The organism is Leptospiraceae bacterium (assembly GCA_016708435.1).
GTDB lineage: Bacteria > Spirochaetota > Leptospiria > Leptospirales > Leptospiraceae > UBA2033.
In genome coordinates, this window is record JADJFV010000036.1 from 217,762 (window position 1) to 236,435 (window position 18,674).

Consider the following 18,674-nt stretch of genomic DNA (forward strand, 5'->3'; position numbering starts at 1 on the left):
GGTATGGAATCAAATTCCTTTTCTTTTCTTCGTGTTCGACGTTTATACTGAGTTTATCGAAGTATGCCCTTCGTGATTAATCTTTCTTCTATCTTTCTTCACTTAATGACATTGACCTGCTCGCCTCTAGATTAATATTTCTCAACATATTCAATCAATTCATTCATATTATAATAATAAAATGGAAGAGTTCTGGATTGAAAAATCATATTTGTGTGTTGGATAATCGGGAGTTGACTCTTGGTCTGTTCTAATTTTTCTTTTTCAGGAAGAATTAATTTTGCCATTTGATCATTCAAAGAAGAAATCTCTTTGTGTAATTCCTTTTTATCAGAGTCAGGATTTTTAAACTTACTTTGCAATTCTTTTTTTTGAATGGCAAGGGGATTCGTGTGATCTAAAAACTTTTCAGGCGAATAGACAGTATCTCTAAGTTTTAATTCTAATTCCTTCTCATCAATATCAGGAACTGGAAACCATTCTGTCTTATTCAGATGCATCGTAGCACTGGCTACTTCGTAAGGGGCTGCTTCAATCTTAAAAAATTCTTTTATAATATGCTCGGATACTTCCTCGTATCTCCCTCCTCCTTTTCCATGAATAAAAAAGTCAGTCATAAAAAGTCTCATGAACATAGTAAGAGTAACCGCTTTGGGCAGTATACAGGCATTATCCACTGAATCTTCCACTCGCATCACGTTTCTTTTTTTTGTGATCGGGTCTAGTATCCAGAAAGGCATTTCTCCCGATACAAGATTGGGAATCGGCTGTGCATGATTTTTAATTTTATGCTCTTTACGATAATCAATCAGGGATTGATTGTAAACTTGCATAAACTCATCTAGATGCTTCCTGATTTTTTCAACCAAAACTTTAAAAGAATGTAATTTGACCAACTCACTTACATTGATTCTATAGATATGAATCTTTCTAGATTGGTAAAATTCTTCTCGTATGATTTCATTTACTTCAAATAGATATTGGTGCGTTTTTAAAAGTTCTAACTTACGATTTAAAATACTTACGAATTCTTTTTGTATAGTAGGACTTATAAAATATTTCGCTTCTTCTATTTGACTCTGGATAATACTTGTTAACTCTTTTCTGTCTTCTTCACTGAGAGTTGTCTGCGAATACACTCTATTATCCTTGTCTTTCAAGTGCAAAGTTTTTAAATGAGCAAAACCAGTTTCCAGTCTTTCGGGGTAGGCATAAGACATTTCGAACTGGTCGGTATCTACTACTATATGAAGCGGCAAACCTTTCGTTAACTCTGCAATTTTATGAATGAGTAAGTCTTTAAATAGGATTCCGGGATGTTGAAACTCAGGTTGATGTCCATTGGCGATAATCGGTTTCTTACTGAAATCTATCTGAAATTTTTCTGATAAAAAATTTCTAGTTTCTTCTTTTAGTTTTTTAAATTCATCCGCTTCAAATCCCTTTGGTATGAAGACCAATTCTTTGTGTTTTAAGATACTCTCTGTCAGCTTAGGAAAATCTTTTTCGTTGCAAATAACTTCTTTAATTTCATTCATCTTTGTGCCTAGACTAACTTAGTCGTAATCATCTATCAGGTGTCAACAAACAACAAAAAAAGGTAAAAGAAAAACTTTCTTGAATTGGCAGGGATTTTTAAAAAGAATGTCCTTTGTGATAGGAAGATGGTTTCTCAATCTAGTTTGCATTTTGTTTTTTTTACAGTGTGCGGCATTTCAGAAAACTGTAAAGATTACACCCGCAGCATTCGAATACCAATCGATTGCGGAAAATTATTTTGCGAGAGGAGACGAAAAACCCTTTCCCCTGACTGTGCAAAAAGGGAATAATCTATATAATTCGACAACGCTAGACGGAAGATATCTTTTTTATACGACAGACCATTCCGGAAATTATGATATCTGGTTTAGAGATTTGCGCTCGGCGATTATTGTGCCCGTAACCGCTCATCCCGCCGCAGAATACAAACCCGCCATTAGCCCTGACGGAAAAAAACTTCTCTTCGTGTCAGAAGAAAACGATTCCGCAGGCGACATCGTTTTAGTCAGTATCAATCCTTCAAGTTTCATAGACAATTATTTAGCAGGCGAAAAAAGCATCATCGAAGAAAAAACATTTCTTACTAATCCAAACTTTGCAGATCCAAAGAAACGAGACAGCTCAGTCGATACAGATCCCGCCTGGGCACCCGACGGTAAACGAGTCGTATTCGCAAGTGATCGATTCTCCCCTGGTCTACAAAACTTAGTTTTACTAGATATTGCCAATCCAACTAAGATGACTCAACTTACAAAGAACGGAGCGGCTTCTCCACAGTTCTCTCTCGACGGGAAAACGATTGTTTATCTCTCTTTTCAGGATACCAGAGAAGGAGAAATTTACCAGCTTCATTTGGATAGTGGCAAGGAAGAGCGGCTAACCAATGATAGCTTTATGAATTTCTCCCCTTCTCTTTCGCCTGACGGTAAATTTCTATACTTTACATCCATAAGACGCGATACCAATCAAAATGGCTCTTTAGAGCTAAGCGACAATAGCCTCATCATCAAGCTAGACTTAACGACTAAAGAAGAAAAGATTCTAACAACAGATTCTGTTTCCATTTTTGATACAAAGTTTTCTTTCTTCAATAAAGGAAGCATTTTATACTCTGCGGCTTTATACAATACAATCAATATCTACTTTATCCCCGAATCCGGTCCGATTCCTAGAAAGTCAAATATAGACGAGCAATTTAACTTTGCCCTTCGAATTAAAAAGACACAGGATAATTATACTTTGGCGCTCGATTCTTTAAAACTATTCTTTGAATCAGATCCACTCTTTCCAATTTATAATGCAAAAGTAAAAGACGTAAAAGCCGAATTTCACTTGGACAAAGGAAGAACCAAAGAAGCAAAGGTCATTCTAGACGAAATGCTTTCGCATGAGAATGATCCAAAGAACGCCCTTTCTTATGCGTTGGCAGTAAGAAGACAAAATCGCGTGACAGGCAAACTTTCAGATAAAATTCTTTTTGATTATTACAATTCCCTTTTACCTAAGAATACAGACAAACAAGTATTAGCTTCTATCCTAAAACTAGTTGGAGGCGAAAAAGAAAAAGCAAAGGATTTTTCAGAGGCAAAGAACCACTACGAAACAATCCTTAAAATCTACCCGGATTATTTTGAAAGAAGAGAAGTAAAACGTAAGCTCGCCAAATTGGAATTTGCCGCTAATTCTCAAATCATTCCAGAAAGATACTTTGAACTATTAAACGATCCATCTACTAGCGTAGAAGATTTAAGATTAATTCTATCTGATTTAGAAGCAAAAATTTCGGGAGACAAAAATTATATCCAAAGAATTGAATACACAACACAGCTTTTAGAAAAAAACAAACTCAAAGAAAAATCCAAACTCTTATTTGAACTTGTCACCTATATCCAATCAAAAGCATTGAGTGAAGGAAAGAAATTCAAAGAAAGCAATGCGGCTATTGACAGTTATCTCGAACCAGTACGAAAAAATCCGGACTGTGATGTAAATCCTTTCTGTCAAAAATTTGTATTATGCGCAAAAAATCCAATTTGCCTAAAGAGTCATCTCTTAAAATCGAAAAACTTTGAAGGACTCGGAACAGTTGCGAGTTCTTTTGATGAACTCAGAGTATTTCTCGAAAACTACGATCCCGATTTAGGAGTAGAATTAAACAAATCAGAAATTGAAAAAACATTTCGCTACTATGAAAACAAAGCCCGAGACCACGAAGCGCGCGGAAATAGCAGTAAAGAAAATAGAATTCATCTAAGAGACGCCGCTTTCCACTACTTCTTCAATGTGGAAAATATGTATTTGCTCAAAGAGAAAAATCTATTCGTAGAGGATTTATACAAAGACTATGCAGTTTACTACCAGAGAAAAATGGTAGACTCAATCTTCAATTATGCGCAAAAGCAAGCACAGGATAACAAAGATAATCTCCTCGAAAAATTAAATGTATTGGGAGAAGGCAAATTAAACGTATTCGGTCGCGCGACTCTTTTTCTTTCGAGTGCACTCGACAATCGGGTCACGAATAATTTTAAATTTCTAGGTGATTTTAGAGATTTGAAACAAGAGAATATTCTCGGTAAGCCGGGAGAGCCAGACGATGCACTCAAAATCCTAGATGCACATTTCACACTCGGTAGACCGCGCTCAAGACCAGTCTTATACCTTGCGTCGCTGTATGGATACTCGTATTATTTAATCAACAAATCTTTGATTTACGAAACGCATTTCCGAGAGACTAACACAATGACAGCCGCTCGCAAGGAATCAATCCTACGCGATTTAAGAAATGCAGAGAACGAATTAAAATGGATTATATTTGCAGACCCACAATATGCAGACGCTCATCAGCTACTCGGTTGGCTTTATCAATACATTGACATTTTTAAATCGACCAAGCCTGCCCCTGACCTTCCGAGTGATGGAGAAATTTATGCGGACATATACGCTAAGTATTTCTCCGAAAAGCATTTTGAGGAAAATATCAATCTATACAAACAAGTCTTAGATATGCTTGGAAATATTCCAAACAAGAAAGTATTATCCGATCTAAACTTAAATCTGGCTAATAACTATTTACTTCTACAGAATTTTCCTAGGGCTAAAGAGCATTATGCGAAAGTAGAGAAATACGGACAAAATATATTAGAGCAGATTCAGTTTGAAAATTACAAACAGACAGCTTTGTTTAATTACAATTATGCGCGCTCTCTCATCTCAATGGGAGAATACCAGAAGGCAATCCAATACTTAAACAAAACCGCAGATATTTACTATGATAATGAATACTATGAGGAAGTAGGAAAGAATCCAACAGGGCTTAACCAAAACAAAAAGAAAAAAGAAAAAGTAATCTACGCGGTAAACAACAAGTTGGTGCTAATCTACTCCCTAATTGGGCTTGCCGAGAGAGAAGCGGGTAATTATGTGAATGCGATCAATGCCTATAAAAAAGCACTCGCACTCAATTACAATTCTGGCTATGTAGATAATATCAATATCTATAGCTCACTTGCTCTCTGCTATCAAAAGGTAGAAAAGTATCATCTATCTGATTATTATATTTCGAAAGTAGAAGTAGAATACAAAAAATTCAAAGCAAAAGAGAGATTTAAGATTCCTTCTTTTCATAATTGGTTTTGGAATCTTATCTTGCCTGATCGAGTGCGAGTCATTGGATCGGGAAGATTCCCGGGAGAATTTGCCCCGGAAGAGCATTATCTATTAGCCCAAGGCATTAAGATTCAAAACTTAACAGAAGAAGGAGAATTTGACGAAGCAGAAAAACAAATTATTGCACGCGAGAAATTTTTAAAGGAAACAGGACTTGATAAACTCATTATCGGCGAAGAAATCATATTATCCTCTAAGTATAAAATTGGCTATGATAATTTTGTGCAGGGAAAATATGAAAAAGCTCTCAGGCATTACGATGAGTTTTTAGAATTAGTAAAGTCTAAAAAGATTAATTCAGCCAACTTCACAAAAGAAAAGAGAAAAATCTTAAAGAGAAAAAGCTTTGTTCTTTTTAAATTAGTTGAGTCCGGTGAGGTTAATTATGATACTCTGCTACCTGTGCTTCGCGATAATTTAAATGACTTGAATCAGGAGAAAAATGCTGCTACAAATGTCTGCCTCAAATCTCTCAAACAAACAAAGCAGGAAAGCGACTTAGTCAAAGTATGCGAGGATAGATTTCACAAAGAATGGTATGTATTTGATCCACTCCTAGGGCTAAGTTATTTTTATCTCGGAGAAGTATTGAATGCAAGAGGAGAATACGATTCTGCCTTTTACTATTACGGGCTTGCCATTCCACTTCTAAAAGATCCGGCAGGAATTCCTGTCGAGACAGTTGGGTTGCCGGGAGATTTATTTTTGAAAACAGAGAGGCTAAGGTTAAAAATAAATTTAGCTTCTATCTACAGGCGAATGGGAGATGAAAAACAATTTAGAGCAACGATAGGCGAAACAGAAGAGCTAGCCTTTGAATTTCAAGCAGTGGAAGATTACGCAAAAGCAAAGCTTCTCAAAGCAAAGTTCTTATATAGCAAAGCAAAGGCAAAGCAGGATTATCCACAAGTTCTACAGGAATTGGAATCAGCAGAAAGAAACATATTTAAAAGCTATTCGAGTTTAATTGAACTAGAAGATGAATTCTATCAGGAATTATACGGACTCTTTCAGGAAGTCTATTTAAAACTAGGAAACCTAAAAGAAATCCACGCCAAAGAAGAAAAACTATATAGCGTTCTACTCTTTAAGCATTTTCAAAATACGCGAGTCATCTTTGAAGAAGCAAAGCTAGAAGGTCTCAATCAATCCTTTCGAGAGTCGATTCGCAAGGATTTAGAAAACAATACCAAATACAAAACACTGGTTAATACTCGTAAGCCTGTATCTAGCTTCTTAGGCTCTAGAATTGAAATCAATGCAGAAATAGAAAGAGTAATGGGCGTTATCCAGAAATTCTTTCCTGAGAAAAAGAAATTCTTCGAAATAAAGGATTCTACTAAACCAGAAAATCTAACACAAGCTCAAGTAGTCGTTCGACTGAAACTTATTCAAAACACACTTGTGATAAACGAAATTAAGAATGGAAAAGAAAACTTTCTCTCCATTCCAATCACAACGAATTTAAAAGACAGTTTGACGTCCTATTTCGCAAAAGAAATTTCCAAAAACCAGACAAAAGAAATTACAATCATTCCAGACAAACAACTGGCAGAGTTTGACTTTGGCTCTTTAAACATAGACAACGAAAAACTAGCCAATCTGGTTACTCTCAATTATGCGTTCACGATGCGTCAGGTAAATCCGGCAACTCATAAGAATATACAATTGACTCATATCATAAACACAACCGAAGAAAAAGAGACAGCCGACAAATTAGAAAACGGGAGATTGTTAGAAACCAAAAACACCAAGAAACTAGGTCCGCTTTTAAACGACTCTGATATTTTAAATACAAAAATCAATTATGCGAATGGAAATATATTTAGCCCGAGCAGAAAAGGCTTTCTCAACCTAAAAGAATTTGCCGAAAAAGAAGCGAGCCTTTCTCTCGTGATCTTGAATCAATCTAAGTTTGATGATAAATCCTTTTTTAGAACGATAGCCGCTCTAGATGTAATCCAATCTACAGGAGTTCCCTTAGTCCTACTCGGAGGAGAAAACAAGCTTAATCCGCAAGAGTTAAATTCCTATAACGCAATCAAGAATCAGACTGCAAAGCATGTAGGTTTTCACTCTGATTTATTTACAAAATCAATTCCAAAAGAATACAACCTTGTCAAAGCAGAAGCATTCAAATGGGAAAGAAAAAAGAAATACAGAGAAGCTTTGCAGTATTTTCTAGAAGCGGATACTCTAGTTAGCCGTTTAAGCAAAGAAGAAAAATTAGAATCAGACTTAAACCTGGCTAGAATTAAATCAAAGGCGATTCCAAAGACGAAGCGTTTTGTTTTTTATGAAAGGCTTATTAAAAAATATGAAAATGCGAAACCAGAAAAGATCATGATCTATGAAGCCTTACTACATCAGTGTTATATCAATTACTCGAACGCGTATTGCAGAGACCATTTCAAAAATTTCTATCGTGTTTTGAAGTCCGCGACCGAGTTGGATGCGGAAACAATTGAGCGCAGTAAGATTTTGGTAAATTTTTATATTCAAATCAACAACGGTGCAATTCAAAATTTAGAAAAGAATTACCAAAACTTTTTAAAGACAGTTTCGTTTGATGATCTATTTTTATTCCATGAAGACATGAGTCGTTTCTTTCTAAAAAACTTTATTTTAGAAAAAGCAGAATTTCACTCAAAGCAGTTATCCAGACAGGCTACAGACAGAGAAGAAAAATTTGTTGCAAGTGATTTAGAAAATGAAATAGAGCTTCAATCGTTCTTCACAATGCGGACAAAAGAGATTAACCTCTCCGAAGTATCTGAAGCCATTTACAAAGATGGGATCCAAAAAGACTGGGTGGCGGTAGATAAAAAAATCAAACTACTTGATAGAAAATCCTATGACGATGTGCTCATCAAATATAGACAGAGACTTTTTTCTATCTGGAAAAACATTCATTCTGGATCAGAAATTAATCCTCTCCAATTGATTTCAGAAACTACATCTACCGGCAAATCACTATACTCCATTCTAAGTCACACAGATAGATCATTGCTTTTTCATTTACTACTCAACTCTATCCAATACCAGTCAGGAACAGAGGTTAATACTGTGTTTGACGCATTCTTGGATTTACAAAAAGAAGAATCCCGCAAATTACAAAACTACTATATGCAAATGTCATGGGCGGAAGAATTATTTAATCGAGGCGATTATGCAAATGCAGAAAAATATCTTATCCGCTTGGAGCCAGATCTTGCCAATTTCTATTACGATAGAGATTTACAAAAAAGATTTCATCTGGCAAAATTTAAAATCATTTCCTTAAATACAGAATCATCTAAGAAACTACAGGCTCCAAATACGACAGTGCTGGATTCGGATACAGACTGGTATCCGTATTACAAAGAGGCGGCTGCTACTGATATTAAAAAGTTTGTTCCGATGCTCAATCAAATCCTAGTGGCTAAGAATGATAAGCCGTATGACGGACTCAACCGAAGAGAATTTTTAGATTTAATTACTTATTTAGAGCTACTTGCCTTTCGCTCTAATAGCTCGGAAGTATTCCTGGATTTGGCATTTTACCGAGACAAAGTAGAAGATGCAAATCGACTCCGAGGAGAAATGACTACCTTTGCAGAATTACCACAAGCGGAGGCTATTGCTGATTTGCTGCTAAAGAAAGTTCCAAAGGGACAGGAATTTATCGCGGTAGTCAACTTTGGTCTTCAAACCTTTTCCATCAAGATAGAAAATGGAAAATCAAATGGGGAAGAAGCATTTAAAGATTATAGAGCAGTCAAAAATGATATCTATACCTATCATAAACAGGTCAGAAAAAAAGGAACGGGACTTTTGCTAAAAGATTACCTAGAGCCAAAGTTTAGAAATAAAATCCTGCTAAGTAAAAATAAACTCTCGTATCTTTATCTCAGTTCTTTTTATATAAAGGCTCCACTTGAATTAAAAGAAGAGGATAATTTCTATATTGTGCAAAATCCAAGTCTACTTGTAAAAAGAGATATTCAAAAATCCTCTGAGTATTTCAAAGAAAACTACTCCCTTAAAAAATTCAAAGACATTTCAGTGGATAACAAAGAGTTGTCAAAGCTAGAAGACTTAGAAATCAAAGAGCAAAAAGGAAATACAAGTCCGGTTTATATTTCCGGCGAAAAACTAAATCTTTCGAGTAACACAGAGCTACAATTCGGGAAAAATCCACTCTATAATCTACGCTCGGAATATCGAAAAGGGGTATGGTTCTTATCTAATTCAGACCTTTACAAAACATCCTTTTATAAAGATGATATCAATATCTCACTCAACTACTTGGACAAAATCCACAACGGTCCCGGCGTATTCTCCCTGGGCGAACAAAGAAGCCCCGCCAATATTCTATTCATGAAATCCCTTTTCCAAAAAACAGAATTGCAAACCGGCATCAAAACAAGATTCATCGAAGCCCTAAAAACGGTTAAAGCCCGTTACCCGCAAGAAGTAAACTGGAACGGCTACAGGCTATATACCAACACATTCTTAGAAGAATAATACGCATTTGCCGAAGAGTCTTTGCATTTAGAGGATAAGGTAGAATGTTTAAAGATTACCGCCGATGAACACCGATAAAAGATACGATTACTTAGATTAGAGTTGTTGCATAAATAAAGAAATGCCATGGTGAGAACAAAACAATAGCAAAGCACCCGTTTGTTAAGATGACGAACTAAGTTGTCACCCCCGAGTTTTTTTATCGGGGGTCTCAATAAGTTGAGATTCCAGATATCGCTTGGCGGTTTTGTGAGCGAAGCGAAAGGGTGGAAATTCGGGAATGACAGGCTAACGTTCGTAGCCTGTCTAATCCATACAGTAAAGAAAATGTATCCTTTCCTTTGACTTTGTTAAGAACAAGATAACAATTTACTAAAACCAAAAAGCGCATGTCCATTTATCAATCTTAGTAGGAAGAATGCTATCAAAGATACTATCAAATATACTCAAAAACGTTTGTAAGTATCTTTGATGCATCGGATGGGCTAACTTTGCATCTCGCATTTCAAATATTTGAATATACTTAATAAAGTTGTTGCTAGAAAAAGAAAGAACTAGTCAATTAAGATTAGTAATAAAACAATCGGGAAAAGAAATGATAGAAATAAAAATCAATGACCCAGAGATTGAAAAAATTTACACTTCCTCAGAAGAAATTTTAACCTTGCTAAGAGGAATCGCAAATAAAGAACTGCAAGTTGTTCCTGCTACAAAATCAAATGTTTTAGGAATTACAAAAATCAAAGAGGTTCTGCAAACGTATTTCAATGACAAACCGGTTAACAAGGCATATCTTTTTGGATCGTATGCTAGAGGGGAAGCAAAAGTAGAGAGCGATATAGACTTGTTAGTCGAACTAGACTACACTTCCAAAATCGGAACTTTATTTTTTCGTATGACTAGCGACTTAGAGGTATTATTCGCTAAAAAGGTAGATTTACTTTCCTCCGAGGCAATCACCGAAGCCATTAAAGAATCTGTGTTTAAAGAAAGAGTGTTAGTGTATGAAAGAAAAAATTAGTGATAAGTTAAGAATTGAACATGCAATGCAAGCGATCCAAGAAATATTTTCTTATACTATCGGAAAGACATATCAAGAATTCCAAGATGACTCAATGTTAAAAAGTGCCTGTATGCACCAATTCAGTATAATCGGTGATGCCTTTGCTAATTTATCTCCCACAACTAAAAACGAATTTAACACCGTCGATTGGAAAGGCTATATTGGTTTAAGAATCAAAGTTGTGCATGTTTATTTTGGAATTGATTATAAAATTATCTGGAACGTTATTTCAGAAGAGCTATCTGGTCTCTATGCAGAACTAAGTGTGATTAACGATAAGTTGCTGCTGTAACGAAAAGGAAGCGATGGAACTACTCTACCTTTGGATTGAAGATTACAAAAACATACATCACCGGGGATTTAACTTTAGCCCGAAGTATAGGTTTGAGTTTACTCCAACAAAATACCAAGATGAAGCAAACAAAAAAAATATAACAGAAGGGGATTTATTTCAATTAGATCGGAACGGAAATAGGATTTTGAAAGAAAGCTCTACATCAAACCAAAACAATTCGATCTATGAAAATTTCTTTACCCCTTCACAAGAAGTAAAAAATGCTTGGAAAAATCTAAAAGATAAATCAGGAAAACCAAACCATTTCGGCATGATTATCAATGTTACAGCCATCGTTGGCAGGAATGGTGCAGGTAAGAGTAATTTACGATAGGTATGCATTCCACCGTTACCGAGTGATAGAAATGATCGACAAACGAAAGCGTTACCCCGACAGCAGAATACAAGAATTAGCCCAACTCACCGGTCAAACTCCTATGCAAGTAAAGAAAGATTTATTTGGAGAATATTTATTCGAAAAAGCTGACGGACAAAAAGAATTAGATTTATCCAAACGCCCCCTCTCCAAAATCACACGCGACATTGCAGAAGAGTTGGGATTAATCTAACAACAGAGGCAAAATGACATTATTCAACAAAAAATACAGAATCGAATCAGTACGAAGAGACGGTTGGGATTATGCGGATAATGGTTATTATTTCGTGACCATATGCACGAAGGATAGGGAGCATTTTTTTGGGGAGATTGAGAATGGGGAAATGATTTTATCGGAAATGGGATTGATTGCAAAGAATATGTGGTCTGAAATTCCAGAACATTTTCCTCACGCTGAATTGGATGAATTCACTGTAATGCCAAATCATATACATGGATTGCTGTATTTATCTGGATATGAAAAATCAAAGAAGACAGAATCAGAAATATCACGATCAAACAAGACGCGATTCATCGCGTCTTAAAAACAGAAGAGCAAAACATATTAAAAACAAATTATTTATCCCGTAATTTCCAATGGCAACCCCGATTCCATGATCACATCCTTCGAGACGAAATAGAGTTATACAATGTGCGAAATTATATTGCAAACAATCCAAGAAATTGGTATGGTGATGAATTCTATGAGAAAGCAGCTTAATCCTCCAAACTCACGCGCGACATTGCAGAAGAAGTGGGGTTAATCTAAACTTCACTGAAACTTTCTACTATCAATCTCTTCTTTTAAAATTCGAATTGCTTCTAGTTCGCCGTTTATAGTAGCCAAATCCAGTGGAGTATTATCGTTCTTATTCTTAACTTCTAATTCTGCTTTGTGTTTGATTAATAGTTTAATCATGTCAAGATAACCATAACTAGCCGCATAGTGAAGAGCGGTGCGATCGTAATCGTCTTTTTTATTGACTTCGGCTCCGGCTAAAATCAAAGCTTCGACTATCGCAGTATGACCATTTTGCGCTGCATACAGAAGTGCGGAGTTACTCGAATAATCCACAGTCGTCGGCTTAACACCATTAGCCAATAGGTAGTCAACAATGTCTTTGTATCCAAACATAGATGCAAACATTAAGGCATTGCACTCCAACTCATCTGTCGCATTGATATCCGCCCCGGCGGCAAGTGCTTGTTTCATTCCCTCTAAATTATTTTGACTAGCAGAAAACACAAAGTCTTCATTCGGCTCAGAGAATAAGGATGTAGTAAGAATAAGAATTTGGATTAAAATAATTGAAAATTTCATAAGGATATTCCTCTTTGTGTCAATTCCGAAACTTGTTCTTATCATAGATCAATTTTCGCAGGGTTATAGTTTTCTTGACTCGCACCAGTTCAATTGATAATCACAGGGCTTTAATGATACCAAATCTTTTATCTGTGTTCATCACCCTTCGCTCCAAGTATTCGCGACCAGCGCCTTCGCATGGTAATCTTTAAAAGTTATCTATTTTTCTCTTGAATTTAAGAAACTTGATTCAAGTATATCCAATTATGATTAAACTGCAAGAACAAATTCAATCCCAAGCCGAGAGCATAATCGATAAGGAAGAAGCTCTACTCATTCTAGAAGGAAAATCTAATTTACTAGATACCCTATATAGAGCAAACATAGAGCGAGAAAAATATTTTTCTAAAAAAGTGAGAATTCATATTTTAGATAATATTAAAAATGGCAATTGTCCTGAAGACTGCGGATACTGTGCACAGAGAAAAAATGCAAACTCAGGTGTGCAATCGTATTCCCTTAAACCAGAAGAAGAAATTCTTGCAGATGCAAAATTGGCAAAAGAGAATGGCGCCTATCGTTTCTGTATAGTCACAGCAGGCACAGGACCAAATGAAATTCTAATCGATAAACTCTCAAGCACCATTGATAAAATTACTCGCGAGCTTGGAATGCGTGTTTGCCTCTCAGCGGGATCTTTAGACAAAGCAAAGACTCAAAAACTAAAGCAAGCTGGTCTTGATAGATACAATCATAATTTGAATACTTCCGAATCTCATTATGGTGATATTTGCACAACTCATATATTTCAAGATAGACTCGATACTCTCGAATTAGTAAAAAATTCTGATATCGGAATTTGCAGTGGACTCATTGTAGGTATGGGTGAAAGTTATAGAGACTTAGTGGATGTAGCATTCACGTTGAAACGACTCAGAGTGATTTCTATACCGGTTAATTTCTTTATTCCTGTTGCAGGTCATGCTATTAAAAATCCAAATCCTCTAACCCCGGAACTTTGTTTACGCATACTTGCTGTTTTCCGCTTAGTCAACCCTGACTCGGAAATTCGAATTGGTGCAGGAAGGGAAGGACATCTTAAGAGTCTACAAGCCATGGGACTTTTTGCGGCTAATTCTGTCTTTGCCTCTGGATATTTGAACGTTAAGGGAAGCGAAGTCAACCAGACAATTGAAATGATCCGTGATGCTGGATTCGAGCCGGAACTAGAAGAAGGAAAACTCCCAGAAGACCTTGTTTCTACTCCTCATCTCTATGCAAAAGACAATATAGAAAATCTCTACAAATACAAAAAATAACAAAAGCAAGAGAAATTTTAAAAAATCACTTGCTCGTTTTTTTTCCATTTGCTTACCTGTGATTGAAACCAGTTTGCTAAGCAAATGGAAAAGGGAGATAAATAATGGATTTAGTAGAATTAACAAAAACTGTTCAAGATGCAATTGATAAAGGTGCTACTTCAGTAGAACAAATTCACAGACAGATTGCCAACATGCCACTCGATTTTCTTGCAAGAATTGAACAACTAGAAGCACCTGTAAATCAGGCAAAAGAATTTCAAGATAAGACCATTGGTAGTATCTATGAAACTATTCACAACATCAATGCTAAAGCAGGCGAAATTGCGAATGAACTTCTCGCAAAAATGAATCCTGATAGCACAACAACAACTACTACAAAGTAACTAAATATTAAAAAGGTGAATTTAAACCTCACCTTTTTTCTTTACAGCTAACACCTGTATGCCACAAAAAACAAAACGATTTCCATATATAGTATTAAGTCTAATTTTATTTATCCTCTGCATTCTAATTGTAGTTTTATTTTCGTCAAATGGATTCATTAGAGGATTTTTAGGTGATGCAGTGATTGTGGTATTACTTTACACCCTTCTAAAATCAATAAAAGACTTTGATTCTCTATTGCTCAGTGTAGGAATAACGTTATTTGCCTACGCTATCGAAATATCCCAATACTTTAAAATCATTCCTTTATTAGGATTTCAGGAAAACTTTTTTACTCGAATCGTATTTGGTTCTGTCTTTGATCCACTCGATCTGATTGCCTATACAATCGGTGGACTCCTTGCCTATTTTCTAGATAAGAATATGATTAAAAAAATATGATTTTTTTATTTACAATATACCATGAAAATGTTTTAGTTTAGGGCAGAAAGAATTTCAGATGGAATCATTCATGGAATCATGCAGTTAGATAAGAAAGCAAAATAGAATTATAAGGAGCAAGAAATGGAAGAAGAATCAGATTATGGAATTGAAGTAAGTAAATTTAAAAATTATGTATTAATTACTTTTATCAATTACCAAAAGCTAGATCTTTACAATGCGAGAGATCTTGTAGAAGTGTTTAAAGTTCAAAATGAAAATGGGTCAGAGGATTTATTAATCGATATGTCACCAATCAATTATATAGATTCAAGTGGACTTGGCTCTCTTGCAACACAAGGAATGTATCTTTCTAAAAAAAACAAAAGGTTAAATCTTGTTTCTATAACAAGTGGTGTTTCGCACTTATTCAAAGCAAGTGGATTCGAAAAAATGTTTAAGATATATCCAGATAAAAGTTCTGTATAATGAAGTTATAATTGCAAAATCTTTAAAAACGCCGAATCCATATTTTCCGCTGCCGGCTTCTCTGCTGGATTAAAATGAGAAACGGCAGCTTCGAAATGTTCAATGGATGACTCAATGTATTCATTGATACATTCAATCTTTTTTTCTTCTGCAAATTCATATCCACTTCTCTTACGTTCAAGGAGTATCTGAACCTCTGATTTTACTTTTTCATCTGTAACAAGTTCGTTTAGTAAAATCTCGAACTCCATTGGTGGCGCAACGTTTTTTAGTTCGACCCATTTACAAGCAAGGAGAGGTCTTAGGACATAGAAATACTTTTTTGTTTTTACAAGGTCACGCTTCAAATATTCTTTGTAATTTCGAGAAGCCATATGCAGATAATGGTAAATAGTCGCAATGGGAGAAAAATATTCTTCTGCAATATCCGCAAAGATTTCGTAGAACTTTTCATTCTTCTTGTATACGATCGGAGATTTAAGCCACTCAAATAAAACTGGATTTGATTTGTTCATGAGAAAAAATGACTTTCGTAAATCCCATCCGCTATAGTCCATCAAATCCTCAATCGGTATTTCGATTACATCCCTTCTTGGAAGCACCGTCAAATACCAATTTACCTCATTCTTATAAATGAATCTCACATCGTAATCACTATCAAGTGACTCAAATCCCCAGGCACGAGAGCCTGACTCTACAGCATAGAGGATTTCTACATTTTGCTCTTTTTCGATTTCGGCGAGCTTGGTTTGGATTTTTTGTTGGATTTGTGGGTTTATCATGGTGAGTGTATTTATTTGTATTGCGAAGAAAAAACACAATTCCTTTTTAGTCTACCTTAGTTCTAGCGAATTAGTTGGATCGGCTGATTATAAACGAATTCAACGCCTATTCAATCACCATTTACTTTATAATTATACTCATTTGAGTTATAAGCCTGTAATAGATTATTTTCGCCAAGAAGAGGCAAGCCAGGAATACAAAGTATTATCTAAAATTGCAGAAATACGCAATTTTGAAAGGAATTGCAGAAACCTATCTCAAGCAAGGTAACTTCAAAAAATAGCAGAATACAGAGAACTTTTAAAATTTTCAAATCACAATCCAAGACGCAAAAAAAGATACTCCTGAACTCTGGGAAGAATCAATCATTGATTCGTTGTTTAGTTTATGCGAGCCATGAAGAAAGAATGCACTTGAAAGGCTTGTATTCCTCACGTCTTAGAAATATCGAATATAGAACAATTCGATTAGATAAATGTTTTCTTAAGAAAAATTCTCTTTCCGTAGAAGTCATTGGAAAAGGAAACCATTCTCGATTAGTTCCTTTTCCGCTCGATGTTTACCAATACGCATTAAAAAAATATAAAGGCAAAGTATTTTTATTCGAAACAGCAAACGGGAAACCAATGTCTAGAATAACTCTACAGGCTTTAATTCGTAGCGCAAGAAAGAGAGTAGGATTAAATTTTACAGCAAGAACTTTACGCAAGTCTGGACACAATTATTTAAGAGAACGTTTTCCAAAAGTTCCAACAGATCAATGGTGTTCAGAAATGGGACATACACCATCTGTCCAGGAAACTCATTATAATGTGCATAGTAAAAGAACTAAGAAAGTTTACTCAACAGTAAACCGTGAAATCAATTCTAAAATAAAAAGTTAGAGCAAAACGAAATGCAAAATCTAAAGCAGCTTAAAGAGGATAATACCATCGTCTCCCATTATCTAAAGTTTCTCCAGTCACTTCAGACGAAAACATTTTGTTTGCATATTAAAAATATTCGTAATCAAGAAATCGAAATGTATAATGCTATGCTTAAAAAATGAAACTGAAATGAAAGCACTTAGGGAGAAACACAATATTAGCCGTGTCGTTTTTCAAATTACCTTCAAAAATCCTTCTCACTATCATAAATTCAAAAGCAAAATTATTTATTCAGAGTGGCAATTTTCGATTTAGCATCAACAAATTGTAGGAGAAATGAAATGGAAATTATAACAGAAATTTAAAAACTCACAAACTTAAATTCATGGACAACTAACGATCTTACTGATTTAGTAAAACATTCAATGACTAGACCTGCATATAAAAATTTTGATATATCGAATTTTGAAAATTTTTTTAAGTCGATAGGCGATAGAGGAAAGATAAAATGGAACTAACACTTACAGACACACAACCAGAAAAACAACCGATTGAATACAACGAGCAATCTTTATTATCCGCTAGACAACAGAACGCAAGTCATTATTTGCAATCTCAAATCAAAGCTTTATTGTGAATAAAAATACATCTCCTATTATCCGAGTTTGCCGCTACTGCAATTTTTGGAGTCAACTTAAATCGAATCCCTCCACCGGATTTTGTCAAAATGCGAATAGTGCAGTAAATAGAATGCTCATGGAAGAATCATCAACCTGTGATGAATTCAGAATTTTGAAAGTGGAGATTAAGAAATGAAATATTTTTACACTAAGCAAGAATTGTTTTATGATTTGGCTTATCTTTTACAAAACTTAGAGCAAACAAATTTTTCTAAAGATTCAGAAAAAGAAAGAACTTTTGAAATTATACAAAAGAAGGAATTAGGAAAGATAATTCCTGATCCAGTCTTAATCAATGCAAAATCAAAAGAAATTGAAGTAACAATATTTAATTATTTTCTATTAAGAAGCAATAAAGTATCAGAAGCGAAATTTGTTAAAAATTTAAAACGAAAATCATTGAACTAAAGAATTTAGTTCAATCAGAAATTGAAAGAAGTGCAACCGGATTTAATGCCCGGCGTGAAAGTGAAAAAATGCATTGCCCTTTGGGGCAAAATCAGTAAACCCCGAGCGGTAGCTCGAAACATTTAATAGGAATTCAAAATCTAAAGGAGATTTTAACATGATAGTAGGACAATTAGAACCAAAGAAGAACAAGGAAACCGGAAAAGTATTTTTTGATTTATCTATGAACATTCCGTTCTTAGGCAAACAAAGTTTTTTTGTTGTGGCTAACGACAAAAAGACGGCTGAAAATTCACCGGACTATAAAGTATTTTGTGGCGGTAACGTATCGGGCGCGATTTGGAAAAAAATTTCTAACGCTGGCGAGGAATATCATTCAGGCTCTGTATTCTGTTTAGGAATGCCATTGAACCGACTACACTTTGCAATTTTTAAAACTAAAGACGAAACAAAAAAAGACGAAAGCGGAAATCCTATTCGCGTTGTAGTGATTAGCGAAGGCGAACGAAAAGACGGCAATGCAGAAGATCAA

General features: G+C 35.2%; 17 protein-coding genes. 14 read left to right on the forward strand and 3 right to left on the reverse strand.

What is annotated here, in order from left to right:
• Positions 1-131 precede the first annotated feature (131 nt).
• On the reverse strand, positions 132-1,538 hold the full coding sequence (locus IPH52_27830; GenBank protein ID MBK7058791.1) for a hypothetical protein: 1,407 nt from the start codon (positions 1,536-1,538) through the stop codon (positions 132-134).
• Positions 1,539-1,644: 106 nt separating this feature from the next.
• On the opposite strand from IPH52_27830, the gene IPH52_27835 reads away from it, so the two are divergent.
• From IPH52_27835 to IPH52_27860, 6 genes are all read left to right on the forward strand, one after another.
• Positions 1,645-9,714, forward strand: coding sequence for a PD40 domain-containing protein (locus tag IPH52_27835; GenBank protein MBK7058792.1), 8,070 nt, complete (start codon positions 1,645-1,647; stop codon positions 9,712-9,714).
• A 595-nt stretch (positions 9,715-10,309) separates the two neighbouring features.
• Positions 10,310-10,735 carry a nucleotidyltransferase domain-containing protein gene (locus tag IPH52_27840; GenBank protein ID MBK7058793.1) on the forward strand — a complete coding sequence of 142 codons (426 nt, stop codon included), beginning with the start codon at positions 10,310-10,312 and terminating at the stop codon, positions 10,733-10,735.
• On the forward strand, positions 10,719-11,069 hold the full coding sequence (locus tag IPH52_27845) for a DUF86 domain-containing protein (GenBank protein MBK7058794.1): 351 nt from the start codon (positions 10,719-10,721) through the stop codon (positions 11,067-11,069). The genes IPH52_27840 and IPH52_27845 overlap by 17 nt, the downstream gene beginning before the upstream one ends.
• 13 nt (positions 11,070-11,082) lie before the next feature.
• Entirely contained in the window at positions 11,083-11,445 is a 363-nt protein-coding gene (locus tag IPH52_27850) for a hypothetical protein (GenBank protein ID MBK7058795.1), read from the forward strand.
• Between the two features lie 22 nt (positions 11,446-11,467).
• On the forward strand, positions 11,468-11,680 hold the full coding sequence (locus IPH52_27855; protein MBK7058796.1) for a hypothetical protein: 213 nt from the start codon (positions 11,468-11,470) through the stop codon (positions 11,678-11,680).
• Positions 11,681-11,693: 13 nt separating this feature from the next.
• A complete protein-coding gene (locus tag IPH52_27860; GenBank protein ID MBK7058797.1) occupies positions 11,694-12,032 on the forward strand; it encodes a glucose-6-phosphate dehydrogenase in 339 nt (112 codons plus the stop codon).
• A 227-nt stretch (positions 12,033-12,259) separates the two neighbouring features.
• On the opposite strand, the gene IPH52_27865 is transcribed toward IPH52_27860, so the two are convergent.
• Positions 12,260-12,808: an ankyrin repeat domain-containing protein gene (locus IPH52_27865; GenBank protein ID MBK7058798.1), complete on the reverse strand. Its 549-nt coding sequence runs from the start codon at positions 12,806-12,808 to the stop codon at positions 12,260-12,262.
• A gap of 248 nt (positions 12,809-13,056) precedes the next feature.
• On the opposite strand from IPH52_27865, the gene bioB reads away from it, so the two are divergent.
• The 4 genes from bioB to IPH52_27885 all read left to right on the forward strand — a co-directional run bounded on the left by bioB (position 13,057) and on the right by IPH52_27885 (position 15,405).
• Entirely contained in the window at positions 13,057-14,109 is a 1,053-nt protein-coding gene (bioB, locus tag IPH52_27870; protein MBK7058799.1) for a biotin synthase BioB, read from the forward strand.
• 104 nt (positions 14,110-14,213) lie between these two features.
• Positions 14,214-14,495: a hypothetical protein gene (locus IPH52_27875; GenBank protein ID MBK7058800.1), complete on the forward strand. Its 282-nt coding sequence runs from the start codon at positions 14,214-14,216 to the stop codon at positions 14,493-14,495.
• A 58-nt stretch (positions 14,496-14,553) separates the two neighbouring features.
• On the forward strand, positions 14,554-14,937 hold the full coding sequence (locus tag IPH52_27880) for a DUF2809 domain-containing protein (GenBank protein MBK7058801.1): 384 nt from the start codon (positions 14,554-14,556) through the stop codon (positions 14,935-14,937).
• Between the two features lie 123 nt (positions 14,938-15,060).
• Positions 15,061-15,405, forward strand: a complete 345-nt coding sequence (locus IPH52_27885) for an STAS domain-containing protein (protein ID MBK7058802.1) — start codon at positions 15,061-15,063, stop codon at positions 15,403-15,405.
• Positions 15,406-15,410: 5 nt separating this feature from the next.
• Here the strand turns inward: IPH52_27885 and IPH52_27890 are convergent, their stop codons facing one another.
• A complete protein-coding gene (locus IPH52_27890; GenBank protein ID MBK7058803.1) occupies positions 15,411-16,187 on the reverse strand; it encodes a nucleotidyltransferase domain-containing protein in 777 nt (258 codons plus the stop codon).
• Between IPH52_27890 and IPH52_27895 the strand changes: the two genes are divergently transcribed.
• The 4 genes from IPH52_27895 to IPH52_27910 all read left to right on the forward strand — a co-directional run.
• The gene (locus IPH52_27895; GenBank protein MBK7058804.1) at positions 16,186-16,458 is read left to right on the forward strand and encodes a hypothetical protein; all 273 of its coding nucleotides are present in this window, start codon (positions 16,186-16,188) and stop codon (positions 16,456-16,458) included. The genes IPH52_27890 and IPH52_27895 overlap by 2 nt on opposite strands.
• Positions 16,459-16,556: 98 nt before the next feature.
• Positions 16,557-17,072 carry a tyrosine-type recombinase/integrase gene (locus IPH52_27900; protein ID MBK7058805.1) on the forward strand — a complete coding sequence of 172 codons (516 nt, stop codon included), beginning with the start codon at positions 16,557-16,559 and terminating at the stop codon, positions 17,070-17,072.
• Between the two features lie 794 nt (positions 17,073-17,866).
• Positions 17,867-18,142, forward strand: a complete 276-nt coding sequence (locus IPH52_27905; protein ID MBK7058806.1) for a hypothetical protein — start codon at positions 17,867-17,869, stop codon at positions 18,140-18,142.
• Positions 18,143-18,299: 157 nt separating this feature from the next.
• Positions 18,300-18,674 (forward strand): DUF736 family protein (locus IPH52_27910; protein MBK7058807.1); only part of this gene is annotated, 375 nt, incomplete at its 3' end.

Coding starts and splice junctions, on each gene's coding strand:
- IPH52_27830 (MBK7058791.1), bottom strand. CDS start 1,538: ATGAATGAAATTAAAGAAGTTATTTGCAACGAAAAAGATTTTCCTAAG.
- IPH52_27835 (MBK7058792.1), top strand. CDS start 1,645: ATGTCCTTTGTGATAGGAAGATGGTTTCTCAATCTAGTTTGCATTTTG.
- IPH52_27840 (MBK7058793.1), top strand. CDS start 10,310: ATGATAGAAATAAAAATCAATGACCCAGAGATTGAAAAAATTTACACT.
- IPH52_27845 (MBK7058794.1), top strand. CDS start 10,719: ATGAAAGAAAAAATTAGTGATAAGTTAAGAATTGAACATGCAATGCAA.
- IPH52_27850 (MBK7058795.1), top strand. CDS start 11,083: ATGGAACTACTCTACCTTTGGATTGAAGATTACAAAAACATACATCAC.
- IPH52_27860 (MBK7058797.1), top strand. CDS start 11,694: ATGACATTATTCAACAAAAAATACAGAATCGAATCAGTACGAAGAGAC.
- IPH52_27865 (MBK7058798.1), bottom strand. CDS start 12,808: ATGAAATTTTCAATTATTTTAATCCAAATTCTTATTCTTACTACATCC.
- bioB (MBK7058799.1), top strand. CDS start 13,057: ATGATTAAACTGCAAGAACAAATTCAATCCCAAGCCGAGAGCATAATC.
- IPH52_27875 (MBK7058800.1), top strand. CDS start 14,214: ATGGATTTAGTAGAATTAACAAAAACTGTTCAAGATGCAATTGATAAA.
- IPH52_27880 (MBK7058801.1), top strand. CDS start 14,554: ATGCCACAAAAAACAAAACGATTTCCATATATAGTATTAAGTCTAATT.
- IPH52_27885 (MBK7058802.1), top strand. CDS start 15,061: ATGGAAGAAGAATCAGATTATGGAATTGAAGTAAGTAAATTTAAAAAT.
- IPH52_27895 (MBK7058804.1), top strand. CDS start 16,186: ATGGTGAGTGTATTTATTTGTATTGCGAAGAAAAAACACAATTCCTTT.
- IPH52_27890 (MBK7058803.1), bottom strand. CDS start 16,187: ATGATAAACCCACAAATCCAACAAAAAATCCAAACCAAGCTCGCCGAA.
- IPH52_27905 (MBK7058806.1), top strand. CDS start 17,867: ATGAAATATTTTTACACTAAGCAAGAATTGTTTTATGATTTGGCTTAT.